General features: G+C 55.5%; 15 protein-coding genes. 7 read left to right on the top strand and 8 right to left on the bottom strand.

The window, feature by feature from the left end; genetic code table 11:
• Positions 1-56 precede the first annotated feature (56 nt).
• Positions 57-1,220, bottom strand: a complete 1,164-nt coding sequence (gene yqhD / locus RS584_RS19660) for an alcohol dehydrogenase (RefSeq protein WP_003862492.1) — start codon at positions 1,218-1,220, stop codon at positions 57-59.
• Between the two features lie 195 nt (positions 1,221-1,415).
• On the opposite strand from yqhD, the gene RS584_RS19655 reads away from it, so the two are divergent.
• Entirely contained in the window at positions 1,416-2,315 is a 900-nt protein-coding gene (locus RS584_RS19655; RefSeq protein WP_017382749.1) for an AraC family transcriptional regulator, read from the top strand.
• Between the two features lie 45 nt (positions 2,316-2,360).
• On the opposite strand, the gene yghB is transcribed toward RS584_RS19655, so the two are convergent.
• Together yghB and metC are read right to left on the bottom strand one after the other, a co-directional pair.
• Positions 2,361-3,020: a DedA family general envelope maintenance protein YghB gene (gene yghB, locus RS584_RS19650; RefSeq protein ID WP_015571869.1), complete on the bottom strand. Its 660-nt coding sequence runs from the start codon at positions 3,018-3,020 to the stop codon at positions 2,361-2,363.
• 142 nt (positions 3,021-3,162) lie between these two features.
• Positions 3,163-4,350 (bottom strand): cystathionine beta-lyase, encoded by a 1,188-nt coding sequence (gene metC / locus RS584_RS19645; RefSeq protein WP_015571868.1) that lies wholly within the window; start codon positions 4,348-4,350, stop codon positions 3,163-3,165.
• A gap of 251 nt (positions 4,351-4,601) precedes the next feature.
• Between metC and exbB the strand changes: the two genes are divergently transcribed.
• Entirely contained in the window at positions 4,602-5,333 is a 732-nt protein-coding gene (exbB, locus tag RS584_RS19640; protein ID WP_003862482.1) for a tol-pal system-associated acyl-CoA thioesterase, read from the top strand.
• Between the two features lie 4 nt (positions 5,334-5,337).
• Entirely contained in the window at positions 5,338-5,763 is a 426-nt protein-coding gene (gene exbD / locus RS584_RS19635) for a TonB system transport protein ExbD (RefSeq protein ID WP_001251472.1), read from the top strand.
• 80 nt (positions 5,764-5,843) lie between these two features.
• Here exbD and RS584_RS19630 read toward each other — a convergent pair whose 3' ends face one another.
• Together RS584_RS19630 and RS584_RS19625 are read right to left on the bottom strand one after the other, a co-directional pair.
• Positions 5,844-6,269: a cytoplasmic protein gene (locus RS584_RS19630; protein ID WP_315748500.1), complete on the bottom strand. Its 426-nt coding sequence runs from the start codon at positions 6,267-6,269 to the stop codon at positions 5,844-5,846.
• Between the two features lies 1 nt (position 6,270).
• Positions 6,271-6,675, bottom strand: a complete 405-nt coding sequence (locus tag RS584_RS19625; protein WP_032649523.1) for a hypothetical protein — start codon at positions 6,673-6,675, stop codon at positions 6,271-6,273.
• Between the two features lie 103 nt (positions 6,676-6,778).
• Here RS584_RS19625 and RS584_RS19620 point away from each other — a divergent pair, with 103 nt between their 5' ends.
• Positions 6,779-7,282: an ESA_00282 family adhesion-associated protein gene (locus RS584_RS19620; protein ID WP_315748499.1), complete on the top strand. Its 504-nt coding sequence runs from the start codon at positions 6,779-6,781 to the stop codon at positions 7,280-7,282.
• A 43-nt stretch (positions 7,283-7,325) separates the two neighbouring features.
• The gene (locus RS584_RS19615; RefSeq protein WP_006811956.1) at positions 7,326-7,814 is read left to right on the top strand and encodes a TIGR00645 family protein; all 489 of its coding nucleotides are present in this window, start codon (positions 7,326-7,328) and stop codon (positions 7,812-7,814) included.
• Between the two features lie 80 nt (positions 7,815-7,894).
• Here the strand turns inward: RS584_RS19615 and RS584_RS19610 are convergent, their stop codons facing one another.
• Complete coding sequence (locus tag RS584_RS19610; protein WP_032649519.1) at positions 7,895-8,935, bottom strand: aldo/keto reductase; 1,041 nt, start codon at positions 8,933-8,935, stop codon at positions 7,895-7,897.
• A 151-nt stretch (positions 8,936-9,086) separates the two neighbouring features.
• On the opposite strand from RS584_RS19610, the gene RS584_RS19605 reads away from it, so the two are divergent.
• On the top strand, positions 9,087-10,634 hold the full coding sequence (locus tag RS584_RS19605) for a methyl-accepting chemotaxis protein (protein ID WP_110293060.1): 1,548 nt from the start codon (positions 9,087-9,089) through the stop codon (positions 10,632-10,634).
• Here RS584_RS19605 and fucR read toward each other — a convergent pair.
• Both fucR and yghU read right to left on the bottom strand, forming a co-directional pair.
• Entirely contained in the window at positions 10,624-11,385 is a 762-nt protein-coding gene (fucR, locus tag RS584_RS19600; protein WP_015571863.1) for an L-fucose operon activator, read from the bottom strand. The genes RS584_RS19605 and fucR overlap by 11 nt on opposite strands.
• A 76-nt stretch (positions 11,386-11,461) precedes the next feature.
• Positions 11,462-12,328 (bottom strand): glutathione-dependent disulfide-bond oxidoreductase, encoded by an 867-nt coding sequence (gene yghU / locus RS584_RS19595; protein ID WP_003862465.1) that lies wholly within the window; start codon positions 12,326-12,328, stop codon positions 11,462-11,464.
• A 183-nt stretch (positions 12,329-12,511) separates the two neighbouring features.
• Here yghU and gss point away from each other — a divergent pair, with 183 nt between their 5' ends.
• Positions 12,512-14,374, top strand: coding sequence for a bifunctional glutathionylspermidine amidase/synthase (gene gss / locus RS584_RS19590; protein WP_315748498.1), 1,863 nt, complete (start codon positions 12,512-12,514; stop codon positions 14,372-14,374).
• The last annotated feature ends 51 nt before the right edge of the window (positions 14,375-14,425 follow it).

Below are 14,425 nucleotides of genomic sequence, written 5' to 3'. Positions count from 1 at the left end.
TGTGCATTAAGTCTGGACGAAATGTCAAAAAACGAAAGTCAGGATCCTAAAAACGCTTAGCGTGCCGCTTCGTAAATACGACGGCTGACGTCCAGGGTGATGTCGCCATGCTCGCCGATCTGCGTCATACCGTGTGCTTCCAGTTTCGCCAGCAGGGCAGGGATGGAGCTGCCGTCCAGGCCGTAGCCAGAGAGACGCGTTGGCACGCCCAGGCTTTCAAAGAAGTGACGGGTGGCTTCAATCGCGGCATCGATACGCGCATCGTCGGAACCGTCGGTGATGTTCCACACGCGTTCGGCGTACTGGAGCAGTTTGGCGCGTTTAGCGTCACGTTTTTCGTTCCACAGCGCAGGCAGAACCACCGCCAGCGTCTGGGCGTGATCCAGGCCGTGCATCGCCGTTAGCTCGTGACCGAGCATATGAGTAGCCCAGTCCTGCGGCACGCCTGCGCCGATCAGGCCGTTCAGCGCCTGGGTGGCAGCCCACATCACGTTGGCACGCACGTCGTAATTTTCAGGCTCTTTCAGCGCTTTTGGACCTTCTTCAATCAGCGTCAGCAGAATGCCTTCCGCGAAACGATCCTGAATTTTGGCGTTTACCGGGTAAGTAACGTACTGCTCAACGGTGTGAACAAAGGCGTCGACCACGCCGTTCGCCACCTGACGCGCAGGCAGGGTATAGGTGTAAACCGGATCGAGGATCGCGAACACGGGCTGAACGTGTTCGTTCATAAAGGCCTGCTTGTCACCGGTGGTTTTACGAGAGATGACCGCGCCTTTGTTGGACTCTGATCCGGTGGCCGGCAGCGTCAGCACGGAGCCCATCGGGATCGCACTGCTGATGTCGCTGCCGCCCGTTTCCAGAATATGCCACGGGTCGATGCCGTCAGCGTAATGGGCCGCCGCCGCGATGAATTTGGTGCCGTCCAGCACGGAACCGCCGCCCACAGCCAGCAGGAAGGTGATTTGCTCCTCACGGGCGATTTTTACCGCGTTCATCAGCGTTTCATAAGACGGGTTAGGCTCGATACCGCCGAACTCGCGCACGTCCAGACCTTCCAGAGCGCTGTACACCTGATCCAGTACGCCGGTTTTTTTCACGCTGCCGCCGCCGTAGGTAATCAGGACGCGGGCGTCCGTCGGGATTTGCGCGCGCAGGTCAGCGATAGCGTTTTTACCAAACAGAATGCGGGTTGGGGTATGAAGATTAAAGTTGTTCATGGCTTGTTCCCTGTAGTGGGTAAAAAATCGTGGTGGCGCAGAAGGCAACCTGATGCTGCTCATTGTGGCGGGCAGGCGCTATCCTCTCAATGCACATTCCTGCCGATGTCTTGCCCATTTCTACAGCGTGCTGGAGAAACGGTAAGAAAATGCGCACACTGTCAGCGTCGGAAACCGTACCCGGAGTAACTGAAAATGAACCGTGATGCCATCTGCCGCCAGCTAACGTCGCAGATTAAAAGACTGATAGATAACGGAAATGATTCGGCTGAGCTGCTGCCGGATATCCGATTGCTCTACGGTACCCAGCCCGGGACGCGCACCCCGGTGATGTATCAGCCCGGCATCGTGTTTCTCTTTTCTGGCCATAAGATTGGCTATATCAATGAGCGCGTGTTCCGTTACGACACCAATGAATATCTGCTTCTGACAGTACCTTTACCCTTCGAATGTGAAACTTTCGCGACAGAGGAGGTACCGCTGGCCGGGATCCGCGTCAACGTCGACATCCTCCAGTTGCAGGAGCTGCTGATGGAGATTGGGGAGGACGAACTTTTCCGGCCGTCAATGGCGGCAAGCGGTATCAACTCCGCGACCCTGTCGGAGGAAATTCTCTGCGCGATTGAACGCCTGTTAGACGTGATGGAAAGGCCGCTGGATGCGCGTATTCTCGGAAAGCAGATTATCCGCGAAATTCTTTACCATGTGCTGCTGGGACCGGGCGGCGGGGCACTGCTGGCGCTGGTAAGCCGGCAAACGCACTTCAGCCTGATTAGCCGCGTGCTGAAGCGCATCGAGAGCCAGTACACGGAAAACCTCAGCGTTGACCAGCTGGCGGCGGAAGCCAATATGAGCGTCTCGGCGTTTCACCATAACTTTAAATCTGTCACCAGCACGTCGCCGTTGCAGTACCTTAAAACCTACCGTCTGCATAAGGCGCGGATGCTGATGATCCACGATGGCATGAAGGCCAGCGCCGCGGCGATGCGGGTCGGGTATGAAAGCGCGTCGCAGTTTAGTCGGGAGTTTAAGCGCTACTTCGGCGTCACGCCGGGGGAAGATGCGTCACGTATAAGAACCATGCAGGGAGCCTGAGGGGAAATGGAGGCCGGGTAAGCGGTAGCGCCACCCGGCTTTTATTTATGCGCTGCAATACTTTTTCTTAATCACCACCGCAATGGTACCCACCAGCCCTGCAACCAGCAGGAAAATCGGCAGGATCATCAGGAAGGTCATCACCTGGTCTTCATGGCGCTTAACAAAGGGGATCATATTCAGCGCGTAGCCGAGCGTGGTGACCACGCCTACCCAGAGCAGGGCGCTCAGCCAGTTGAAGAACTGGAAGCGGCGGTTAGAGAGGCCTGAAATACCCGCCATGGTAGGCAACAGGGTACGAACAAACGCCAGAAAACGCCCGGCAAGTAACGCCAGCAGGCCGTGACGGTCAAACATGCAGGTCGCGCGCTGGTGATATTTATGCGGCAGCTGCGCCAGCCAGCCTTTCACCACGCGAGTGTTTCCAAGCCAGCGCCCTTGCAGGTAGCTCAGCCAACAGCCGAGACTGGCCGCAGAGGTGAGGATCACCATTGTCGGTGCGAAGTCCATCACGCCCTTGCCGATTAACGCCCCTGCGAGCAGGAGCAGGCTGTCACCGGGTAAAAATGAGGCTGGCAGTAATCCATTTTCCAGAAACAGCGTCGCGAACATCACGAAATAGACAATCCCGACGACATGCGGGTCCGCCAGCGCGGCAAAATCGTGTTGCCAGAGCGCCGTGATGATATTTTGAATAACAGCCATGGACTTTCCTGTGGAACAGCAGATATAACGCTATTGTACTCCCAATTTTGCCTGTCGGGGTTGATCGCAGGCGCATCTCATACAGACTTTTCTGCTTGCGATGTTCAGAATAGCGTCCGGGGAGTACATTTCAGCCAGCACTTTACACGATGCGCTCAAATCCTGCCGATAAATCCGCAATTAAATCGTCCACATTTTCCAGCCCGATATGCAGGCGGATTAAGGTCCCCTCGAAGTCCACCTCGCCGCCCGGGCGCAGGGCCGCAATCTGCTCCGGCTGGTTGGGCAGGATCAGCGATTCAAACCCACCCCATGAATAGGCCATGCTGAAGAGGGTAAAGTTATCCAGATAGCTTGCCAGTTCGGCGTCATTCAGGCGCTTTTTAAGAACAAATGAGAACAACCCGCTGCTGCCCGTAAAGTCACGTTGCCAGTATTCGTGGCCCTTGCTGCCCGGCAGCGCCGGATGGTTAACGCGCTCCACCTGCGGATGCAGCGCCAGCCACTGTGCAATTTGCAGGCTGCTTTCGTGATGCTGACGCAGACGCACGCCGAGCGTACGGATGCCCCGGCTGGTCATGTAGGCGGTATCGGCATCCACCATCTGGCCCATCAGGTAGGCGTTTTCACGCAATTGATCCCAGCAGCGGGCGTTAGACACCGCCGTACCGATCATGCCGTCGGAATGGCCAATCAGGTATTTGGTCGCCGCCTGAATGGAGATATCGATGTCAAATTCCAGGGCTTTAAACAGCACACCTGCCGCCCAGGTGTTGTCGATCATGATGATCGCTTCCGGCGCTATGCTGCGCACCGCCTTCACGATGGCCGGGACGTCATGCACTTCCATGGTGATGGAGCCGGGAGATTCCAGGAACACAACGCGCGTGTTGGGCTGAATAAGCGCGGCAATACCGGCCCCAATCAGCGGATCGAACCAGCTGGTGGTGACGCCGAGCTTGCTGAGTATTTTGGTGCAGAAGTCCTGGCTTGGCTCGTAGGCGGTATTGGTCATCAGGACATGGTCACCCTGTTCCACAAACGCCAGAATGGTATTGGCGACCGCCGCCGCGCCGCACGGGAACAGCGCGCAGCCCGCGCCGCCCTCCAGTTCGCACATGGCTTCCTGCAACGAGAAATGGGTTAACGTGCCACGACGACCGTAAAACAGCCCACCCTTCGCGCGATTACGCGTAGCGATTTTTTTATCTTCAACGGTATCAAACACCAGCGAGGAGGCGCGCTGGATCACGCTGTTGACCGAGCCCTGAGTGTATTTTTTACTGCGTCCTGCCTGCACCAGCGTGGTCTCAAGCTGCTTTTTAGTCATGTTCGCTAACCCTATTTTTATACGTCTGGACGTCCAGACTACCACGATTGTCAGAATGTGCATCCGGATGCTTATCGAATAAGCAGAAAATATTATCAAAAATTCGCATAAGAAATTTTTACTGCGTAAGCGCAAGGAAAGTGAGCGAAAATTACGGCACTATGTAAATACTAATGAGAACTACTATCAATTCGACGACGTTTTGATATTATTACGTTCAGATTTTGTGATTTGCGTCCTGGAGATACAGAGTGGGTAATAATTTGATGCAGACGGATCTCTCCGTTTGGGGCATGTATCAACATGCTGACATCGTAGTTAAGATTGTGATGATCGGCCTGATTCTGGCGTCCGTGATCACCTGGGCTATCTTCTTCAGCAAGAGCGCCGAGCTTCTTTCACAAAAACGCCGCCTCAAGCGTGAGCAGAAGCAGCTGGCGGAAGCCCGCTCTCTGGATCAGGCTTCTGATATCACCTCATCCTTCCATGCGAAAAGCCTGACTACCCTGTTAGTGAACGAAGCGCAGAACGAGCTGGAACTCTCCGCAGGCAGTGAAGATAACGAAGGCATTAAAGAGCGTACCGGCTTCCGTCTGGAGCGTCGCGTTGCGGCCGTGGGTCGTCATATGGGCCGCGGTAACGGCTACCTGGCGACTATCGGCGCCATCTCCCCGTTCGTCGGCCTGTTCGGTACCGTCTGGGGCATCATGAACAGCTTTATCGGTATCGCCCAGACGCAGACCACTAACCTTGCGGTCGTGGCGCCGGGTATCGCAGAAGCGCTGCTGGCCACGGCTATCGGTCTGGTTGCCGCTATCCCGGCGGTTGTTATCTATAACATCTTCGCGCGCATGATTGGCAGTTACAAAGCCACACTGGGTGACGTTGCCGCGCAGGTTCTGCTGCTGCAAAGCCGCGATCTGGACCTGAACGCCAGCGCCGTTAAACCGGTACATGCGGCGTCCAAACTGCGCGTAGGTTGATTGTATGGCAATGCGTCTTAATGAAAATCTGGACGATAACGGTGAAATGCATGAGATCAACGTGACGCCGTTTATCGACGTCATGCTGGTTCTGCTGATTATCTTTATGGTTGCCGCACCGCTGGCGACGGTGGACGTGAAGGTGAATCTGCCTGCGTCCTCCAGCCAGCCGCAGCCGCGTCCGGAAAAGCCTATTTACCTGTCCGTGAAGGCCGATAAGTCCATGTTCCTGGGCAACGATCCGGTAACGGATGCCTCGGTTATTCCGGCGCTGGACCAGCTTACCGGCGGCAAGAAAGACACCACCGTCTTCTTCCGCGCGGATAAAACCGTCGATTATGAAACCATGATGAAGGTAATGGACACGCTGCATCAGGCGGGATACCTGAAGATTGGTCTGGTCGGCGAAGAGAAAGCGGCCGCGAAGTAAAACGAAAGCTTTTGCAGCCTTCCCTGCCGGGTGGCGGCGTCGCCTTACCCGGCCTGCATTCCGCAACAATCATTGTTGACTCACACTGAAGGCGCCGTCGGCGCCTCTTCATCAAGCGCTACACAGGTCACGTTTGAAGTTCGGTAATGACCTTCCGAGAGTTTACGGGTCAGGCGCAGGGTGGCTGTCTCGCGTGCCAGCAGGTACTGATAGTTCGCCTCCAGTCGCCCGAGGATCTTCTCTTTAAGCTCAGGGCGCTGTTCAATAATGGCGTTCATCACCGCGCCGTAAATCTCCTCCTTGGCCTGCAAGGCGTAAATCTCCCGACGATTCTGCCATTTCAGGCGCACCAGCGTGGCCGGAATCGAAACCAAATCCTGCGTAATTCGCGTCATCTCGTCATTTTTTATCTTTTTCAGGGCGTCGAGATTCTGCTTTAAGATAAATTCATCGCTTTTCTTATCATCTAAAGTCAAATAAACGTTATTACCGCTGTCACCATTCACGTTAATCTTCCCCCAGGTTATAAAAAATGGGATTGTTTTTTTCACGCGTAATTAAATTAAGCCAAATTTCATTGCCGGCCTCATTTATTTGCTGCGTTTTCTCGGTCATTATTTGACTTAGCGTCTGGGCGTCTATTTCCCCTTCGGCCTGTAAATCATTTAGTAGATGAACTAAGGCTTCAATCTTGATGGCGCGAAATAAACGCTCTTTTAAATGGCGATCGTGCTCTTCCAGCACCATATTACGGGATTTGCCGGTGCGTGAAACACCAATTAATATGTCGGCTTCATAGTCGGAGAGTTTTCTTTTTCCTTGAGTGAAATTCGCCTCTTTATCTGCTTCCGTCGAAGGCTGTTCCACAGGCGTAATGTGGTACTTTGCCGGGACAAGATTGTCGGGCAGCATTTTAATTTCCTTTAATTTCAAAAAAGGTGGGGGTGGAAAAAGGGTGAGATTCGTTGACAATAACATGAGGCAATTTTAAAATCAAAAAAAATGGAGCCTACCCATGAACAGCATTTTCTTTACGGTCATAACGTTACTATTACTGACCGCTGGCGTGCTTTTATTGATGCAAGAGTTAAATAAACCGAAAGCGTCAAAAGACGTCAGTGAACCGCCGCAGCCTGAATTGATGTCGAAAGAGGAGGGGGAAGATCATTTCTCCGTATTGATGAACGCCGTGACGCCGGTCTGGTACTGGCGGGTAAATCACGAATATATCGATTTTCTCCATGCGACAATTAAGCGAATGAAAATGGTTGAAATTAATGATACGCCCGGCCTGTTCGACGCGCAGCGCCGTTGTAGCGACCTTAATTCGGCGGTTTATAAATATTACGACAATATCAAAAAGCGCTGTCTGAATGGCGAGAAGGTGTCGTACTCCGATTTAGACGTATTAAATCTGCGCCAGTGTTTTCGCGAGTTTAGCCTGGAAGCCTACCCGGAACTGGTCGCGCTGGTCTGGCCGGAGTATGCGCGTCCGGATGTGGATCCCAACGAGGTATAGTTGGGATATACTGAGCGCTGGTTTCGTTTGCAGACAGGATTTTATGGAACGCTTCTTTGAAAACGCAATGTATGCCTCTCGCTGGCTGCTCGCACCCGTCTATTTTGGTCTCTCCCTGGCGCTGGTCGCCCTGACGATCAAGTTCTTCCAGGAGATATTTCATGTCCTGCCAAACATTTTCTCCGTGGCAGAAGCCGATTTGATTCTGGTTCTGCTGTCGCTGGTGGATATGACGCTGGTGGGGGGATTACTGGTGATGGTGATGTTCTCCGGTTATGAGAATTTCGTCTCTCAGCTTGATATCGCCGAGCACAAAGAAAAGCTCAACTGGCTGGGGAAAATGGATGCCTCATCGCTGAAGAATAAAGTCGCGGCGTCGATTGTGGCGATTTCGTCTATACACCTGTTACGCGTCTTTATGGACGCGAAAAACGTCCCGGATAATAAGCTGATGTGGTATGTGATTATCCACCTGACGTTTGTGCTGTCGGCGTTTGTGATGGGGTATCTGGATAAGATCAGTAAGAAATAAATTCACCATGCCCCTCACCCTGCCCTCTCCCCAGAGGGGAGAGGGTTAGGGTGAGGGGCGAAAGCATCGGACCGCACTATTTATTTATCCGACGACGCCTGCCACAAATTCAGCTCACCATCCGCAACGTGCTGGTCAATCCGCGTCAGTTCATCTTCGCTAAAGCGCAGGTTATTCAGCGCCTGAACGTTCTCTTCCAGCTGCTCCGGGCGGCTCGCGCCAATCAGCACCGACGTTACACGCTCATCTTTCAACAGCCAGCTTAGCGCCATCTGCGCCATCGTCTGCCCGCGCGCGTGCGCCATCTCGTTCAGCAAACGAAGGCTGCTCAGGTTGGCTTCCGTCAGCATTTTCTCCGTCAGGCCGCGCACTTTTTTCCCTTCGCGTTGCATACGTGAACCGTCCGGAATACCGTTCAGGTATTTTCCGGTGAGCAGGCCCTGTGCCAGCGGGGTAAAGGCGATACAGCCCGTTCCGTTTTTCTCCAGCGCGTCCAGCAGGCCGGTCTTGTCGACCCAGCGGTTAAGCAGGTTGTAAGACGGCTGGTGGATCAAAAGCGGGATCTTCCACTCGCGCAGCAATTCGGCCATTACCGCCGTGCGTTCCGTGGAGTAGGACGAAATGCCGACGTACAGCGCTTTTCCGCTCTGCACCGCGTGCGCCAGCGCGGAGGCGGTCTCTTCCATCGGCGTGTTTTCGTCTACGCGGTGAGAATAGAAAATATCCACATACTCCACACCCATGCGTTTCAGGCTCTGGTCGAGGCTGGCGAGCAGGTATTTACGTGAACCGCCCGAACCATACGGCCCTGGCCACATGTCGTAGCCCGCTTTGGTGGAGATGATCAGCTCGTCACGATACCCGGCAAAATCCTCCCGCAGCAGACGGCCAAAATTCTCTTCAGCGCTGCCTGGTGGGGGGCCGTAGTTGTTGGCAAGGTCAAAGTGGGTAATACCGAGATCGAAGGCCTTACGCAGCAGCGCGCGCTGGGAATCGAGCGGCTGAACGTGACCGAAGCTGTGCCACAGGCCCAGCGACAGTGCCGGTAAGCGCAGGCCGCTTTTGCCGCAGTATCGGTACTGCATGTTTTCGTATCGGCCGGTGTAAGGGTGCCAGGACATGATGTCTCCTTTCTTGTCGGTGAATTTTCGAAACAACGTTTTCATTCTATGCCGACTCGATAACAAAAAAGTATATTTTCTGCGGTATCTGCCGATAAAGAGGGTAGTACTCGCCTCTGGGCGAATTCACCCTCACGGCAAGGAATACTCAATGAAGATGCTTCGTAATTTCACCATCCGTTTCGTCATGCTGACGATACTGGGGATCTTTTGTGTCATGTGGGCAGGCGTGGGGCTTTACAGCACCTGGTCTCTGTCTCGTGTTTCTGATGGTAATGATGTTGACCGCCAGCTGGTCCGGCAAATGACGGTGCTGAGCCAGGGCAACGATCAGTATTTCCGTTTCGTCACCCGCCTGAGCCGGGCGATGGAAGTTAAAGCGGCGGGCGGCACGCCGGACCTGGCTCCTGCTCAGCAGGCGCTGGATAACATGAGTAAAAAGCTGGCAGAGATGAAAGCTATCTCTCCGGGCCCGATGGATGAAAAGGTGTCTGCGCAGGTGATTTCCACCTGGCAGGCGCTGCTCGATCGTGGCGTGACGCCGCAGATGGCGCAGGCGAAGCAGGCGACGCTCGAAGGCTATCGTCAGCATGCCAACAACGTCACGCCGCCGCTAAGCCGTGCATTCGGGGCAGCGGCTGAGAACTTTAACAACACCGCGTCGAAGGCGCTCGACAGCACGCGCGTGGTGGTCGACGGCCTCACCAGCATGACCCGGACGGTGATTATCACCGCCACGATCGTGGGTCTGTTGATCCTGCTGTTCACCGACCGCTACCTGGTGGCGATACTGGTAAAACCGCTGGATCGTATCCGTCAGCAGTTCCGCCAGATTGCGCAGGGCGATCTCAGCCAGCCGATTGAATCCTTTGGCCGCAACTGCGTGGGGCAACTGGTGCCGCTGCTGAGCGCCATGCAGGACAGCCTGCGGGAAGCGGTCAGCACGATTCGTTCCGGCAGCGAGAATATCTGGCGCGGGGCAACGGAGATCTCCAGCGGGAATAACGATCTCTCTTCGCGTACCGAAGAGCAGGCCGCCGCGCTGGAAGAGACCGCGGCCAGCATGGAGCAGCTAACCGCAACGGTGAAGCTGAACGCCGAAAGCGCGCGCCAGGCCAGCCAGCTTGCGGATGTCGCCTCCAGTACGGCCAGCCGCGGCGGCTCGCTGGTGGAAGATGTGGTCACAACCATGAGCGGCATTTCGGACAGCTCGAAAAAAATCGCTGAAATCACTACCGTCATCAACAGCATCGCCTTCCAGACCAATATTCTGGCGCTGAACGCCGCGGTGGAAGCGGCCCGGGCCGGGGAGCAGGGGCGGGGCTTTGCGGTCGTGGCGGGTGAGGTGCGTAATCTGGCCAGCCGCAGCGCGAATGCGGCAAAAGAGATCGAAGGGCTGATTGCAGATTCCGTTGCCCGCGTGGAGCAGGGGGCGCAGCTGGTGAACGATACCGGTACCACGATGGAAGCGATCCTGCGCGACGTGACGGAAGTGACCGTCATTATGAAGCAGATCGCCACCGCGTCAGAGGAGCAGAGCAAAGGTATTTCTCAGGTCGGCGTTGCCATCACGCAGATGGACGGCGTGACCCAGCAGAACGCCTCGCTGGTGGAGCAGGTTTCCGCCGCCGCCGCCGCACTTGAACGGCAGACCGAAGAACTCCAGCGCTCAGTGCAGAAATTCCGTCTCACCGCGTAACCTCTCGTGTCAGGCCGTCTCTGGCGGCCTGACGTTTATCGCTCTGAATAATCTGTGTCACCTGCGACAGCTGACCAATTTTCACTTCACTTGCCCGCATAAATTTACTTTTGTCGATCAGCAGCAGCGACTGGCTGGCGCGGTTTAACAGCAGCGCCTTAAAGCCCGCGTTGTGCTCGGACGGATCCCAAAGGACGCCATGCTCATCGACCCCTTCACACGAGAAGATGAACAGATCGATCTCCAGCCCTTTTAGCTGCGTCACCAGCGCCGGGTTAACATAGCAGCGATACTTACGCTCAAGCGTTCCGCCGGAGCAGATAAGCGTGATCCGCTCGCGCTTTGCCATCTCGTGGCAGATAGGCAGACTGTTGGTAAATACGGTGAGGTCGATGTCCGGCAACTGGCGCGCCAGATGAAAGCAGGTTGAGCTGGCGTCGAGGGCGATGGTCATCCCTTCGCTGATCCAGCCCAGCGCGTGGCGGGCAATATCGGCTTTGTCGGCATAATGGCTTTTCAGGCGTGCGCCAAAGGGTTCACCGCTGTCGCGGCTGTCCGGATGAATCAGACGCGCGCGCCCGTGCTGGCGCAGAAGCTTCCCCTGCTGCTGCAACGACTTCAGATCCCGGCGGATGGTCTCTTTGCTGACGGAGAGCTTTTCAGCCAGCACATCGGTAGTCAGCCAGTCGCTTTTACTCAGCAAGGTGATAAGACTCTGCTGTCGGGTCGCTTTTAGCGTCTGGTCTGACATACGAGGCTCCTTGCGCACGCGTGCTGACGCATTTTTCTCATCGCGGAAGAAGGGCGGCGAACCGCCCGGTCATGGATCAACCCTGACGTTTATCTTCCGTCTGGGTATCGAAGTCGCTTGCTGAATGACGCTCATGTAACTGCTCGTTCAGCTCGCCGTTGGTACGGTTAACAATGCGCCCGCGTTTAACAGCCGGACGATTCGCCACATCTTTTGCCCAGCGCTGCACGTTGGTGTACTTCCCGGCATCCAGGAACTCGGCGGCGTTATACACGCTGCCCAGCGCCACGCAGCCAAACCATGGCCAGACTGCCATATCCGCAATGGTATATTCCTCACCCGCTACGTAACGACCGCGCGCCAACTGTTTGTCCAGCACGTCGAACAGGCGTTTAGCTTCCATGGTGAAGCGATCGATAGCGTACTCAATCTTCACTGGTGCGTAGTTATAGAAGTGGCCAAAACCGCCGCCGAGGAACGGGGCCGCGCCCTGTAACCAGAACAGCCAGTTCAGGGTTTCCGTTCGTCCTGCCGGATCTTTTGGCAGGAAGTGACCAAATTTCTCGGCCAGGTAGAGCAGGATATTGCCGGATTCAAAGACGCGCGTCGGCGGGGTGGTGGAGTGGTCACGCAGGGCCGGGATCTTCGAGTTCGGGTTCACGTCGACAAAACCGCTGGAGAACTGATCGCCCTCACCAATGCGGATCAACCATGCGTCGTATTCCGCGCCCGTCACGCCCAGCGCCAGCAGCTCTTCCAGCATGATGGTAACTTTCTGTCCATTCGGCGTACCGAGAGAGTACAGCTGGAGCGGGTGCGCGCCCACAGGTAGCTCTTTCTCGTGCGTCGCGCCCGAGACGGGACGGTTGATATTGGCGAACGCGCCGCCGTTATTCTGTTTCCATTCCCACACTTTCGGTGGCTGATAGGTGTTATCTGACATGTTGGCCTGCCTTTTTGGTGTTGTGTTGAGGCAGTGTAGCAGGAGATGCAGGAACCGTTTAACGATGCGAGCGTAATGGGCAGGGCGGGTGTATGATAACGCCACCTCTGTCAGTTAATTACAACGTGCAGACGACGACAACCCCACAAAAAAATTGCCGCCTGCCTGTTTTAGGTTGGACACATGCGTAAAGGAACGTTAAGCAGTGACGCACCCTTCGGGACGTTATTAGGTTATGCGCCGGGTGGCGTGGCGATTTACTCTTCAAATTACGGCAGTCTCGATCCGCGTCACTATCCGGAAGACGCGGAATTCCGCAGCTATATCGGCAACGAATACATGGGCCATAAATGGCAGTGCGTTGAGTTTGCGCGCCGTTTCCTGTTTCTCAATCACGGGTTTGTTTTTACCGACGTCGGGATGGCGTGGGAGATCTTCTCCCTGCGTTTTTTGCGCCAGGTGGTAAACGACAATATTTTGCCGCTACAGGCCTTTGCTAATGGCTCAAAACGCGCGCCGCAGGCCGGTGCGCTGCTCATCTGGCAAAAGGGCGGTGAGTTTCATGAGACCGGCCACGTCGCCGTCATTACCCAGCTGCTGGATGACAGAGTGCGCATTGCCGAGCAGAACGTTATTCACTCCCCGCTGCCGATGGGGCAGCAGTGGACGCGCGAGCTTCGTCTGAGCGTGGAGGATGGTTGCTATACGCTTCATGACACGTTCAACGATACCGAGATCCTCGGCTGGATGATCCAGACGGAGGAGACGGAACACAGTATTCCTCAGCCGGAGATCGACGGTAAGCTGCTGAAAATCAGCGGCGCGCGGTTGAAGAACAACCGTCAGTTCGACGGAAAATGGCTCAATGAAAACGACGCCCTGCAACAGGCGTACGTTCGCGCCAACGGCCACGTTATTAACAACGATCCCTGCCAGTACTTTACCATTACCGAAAGCGCCGAGCAGGAGCTGATCAAAGCCACCAACGAACTGCATCTGATGTACCTTCATGCCACCGACAAGGTGCTGAAAGACGACAGCTTACTAGCGCTTTTCGACATCCCGAAAATTCTCTGGCCGCGTCTGCGCCTCTCCTGGCAGTGGCGTCGTCACCATATGATCACCGGTCGTATGGATTTCTGCATGGATGAACGCGGCATCAAGGTTTACGAGTACAACGCGGATTCCGCCTCCTGCCATACCGAGGGCGGGCTCATTCTTGAAGAGTGGGTGAAAAACGGCTATCGCGGCACCGGCCACAATCCGGCGGAAGGCTTGCTGGAGGAGCTGACCGGCGCATGGAAGCACAGCCACGCGCGGCCGTTCGTCCATATCATGCAGGACAACGATATCGAAGAGGATTACCACGCGCTCTTTATTCAGCGCTCGCTGATCCAGGCCGGGTTTGAAACCAAAATCCTGCATGGACTGGGGGCGCTGAGCTGGGATGCCGCCGGGCAACTGATTGATGATGAAGGCCGTCACGTCAACTGCGTATGGAAAACCTGGGCGTGGGAAACGGCGATTGAGCAGATCCGCGAGGTGAGCGAAACCGAGTACGCCGCCGTGCCTATCCGCACCGGTCACCCGCAAGGTGAAGTGCGCCTGATTGACGTCCTGCTGCGCCCGGAAGTGCTGGTCTTTGAACCGCTGTGGACGGTGATCCCAGGTAACAAGGCGATCCTGCCGGTGCTGTGGCAGCTGTTCCCGAACCACCGTTACCTGCTGGATACCGATTTTGAGGTCAACGATCTGCTCAAACGGACCGGTTATGCCGTTAAACCGATCGCCGGACGCTGCGGGAGCAATATCGATCTGATCGGCGCCCAGGACGAACTGCTGGACCAGTCCAGCGGCAAGTTTGCCGACCGTAAAAATATCTACCAGCAGCTATGGTGCCTGCCGAAAGTTGACGGCAGATACATTCAGGTCTGCACTTTTACCGTGGGCGGGAACTATGGCGGAACCTGTCTGCGCGGGGATGACTCGCTGGTGGTGAAGAAAGAGAGCGATATTGAACCGCTGATTGTGGTGAAAGATAAATAACGTCTCCCTGTTATAAAAACGCCCCCGCAGGGCATGTTGCGGGGGCGTTTC

The sequence above is a fragment of the Enterobacter sp. DTU_2021_1002640_1_SI_PRY_ASU_LCPMC_013 genome (assembly GCF_032389435.1).
Lineage (GTDB): Bacteria > Pseudomonadota > Gammaproteobacteria > Enterobacterales > Enterobacteriaceae > Enterobacter > Enterobacter hormaechei_C.
Note: the sequence above shows the minus strand (reverse complement) of the source record. Positions and strands in the feature narration are given on the sequence as shown.

Excerpts from the sequence above, each read along its gene's own strand:
- yghU (WP_003862465.1), bottom strand. The coding sequence starts at position 12,328 with ATGTCAGATAACACCTATCAGCCACCGAAAGTGTGGGAATGGAAACAG.
- metC (WP_015571868.1), bottom strand. The coding sequence starts at position 4,350 with ATGACTAAAAAGCAGCTTGAGACCACGCTGGTGCAGGCAGGACGCAGT.
- RS584_RS19655 (WP_017382749.1), top strand. The coding sequence starts at position 1,416 with ATGAACCGTGATGCCATCTGCCGCCAGCTAACGTCGCAGATTAAAAGA.
- fucR (WP_015571863.1), bottom strand. The coding sequence starts at position 11,385 with ATGTCAGACCAGACGCTAAAAGCGACCCGACAGCAGAGTCTTATCACC.
- RS584_RS19605 (WP_110293060.1), top strand. The coding sequence starts at position 9,087 with ATGAAGATGCTTCGTAATTTCACCATCCGTTTCGTCATGCTGACGATA.
- RS584_RS19615 (WP_006811956.1), top strand. The coding sequence starts at position 7,326 with ATGGAACGCTTCTTTGAAAACGCAATGTATGCCTCTCGCTGGCTGCTC.
- yqhD (WP_003862492.1), bottom strand. The coding sequence starts at position 1,220 with ATGAACAACTTTAATCTTCATACCCCAACCCGCATTCTGTTTGGTAAA.
- yghB (WP_015571869.1), bottom strand. The coding sequence starts at position 3,020 with ATGGCTGTTATTCAAAATATCATCACGGCGCTCTGGCAACACGATTTT.
- RS584_RS19610 (WP_032649519.1), bottom strand. The coding sequence starts at position 8,935 with ATGTCCTGGCACCCTTACACCGGCCGATACGAAAACATGCAGTACCGA.
- RS584_RS19620 (WP_315748499.1), top strand. The coding sequence starts at position 6,779 with ATGAACAGCATTTTCTTTACGGTCATAACGTTACTATTACTGACCGCT.
- RS584_RS19625 (WP_032649523.1), bottom strand. The coding sequence starts at position 6,675 with ATGCTGCCCGACAATCTTGTCCCGGCAAAGTACCACATTACGCCTGTG.
- exbD (WP_001251472.1), top strand. The coding sequence starts at position 5,338 with ATGGCAATGCGTCTTAATGAAAATCTGGACGATAACGGTGAAATGCAT.
- gss (WP_315748498.1), top strand. The coding sequence starts at position 12,512 with ATGCGTAAAGGAACGTTAAGCAGTGACGCACCCTTCGGGACGTTATTA.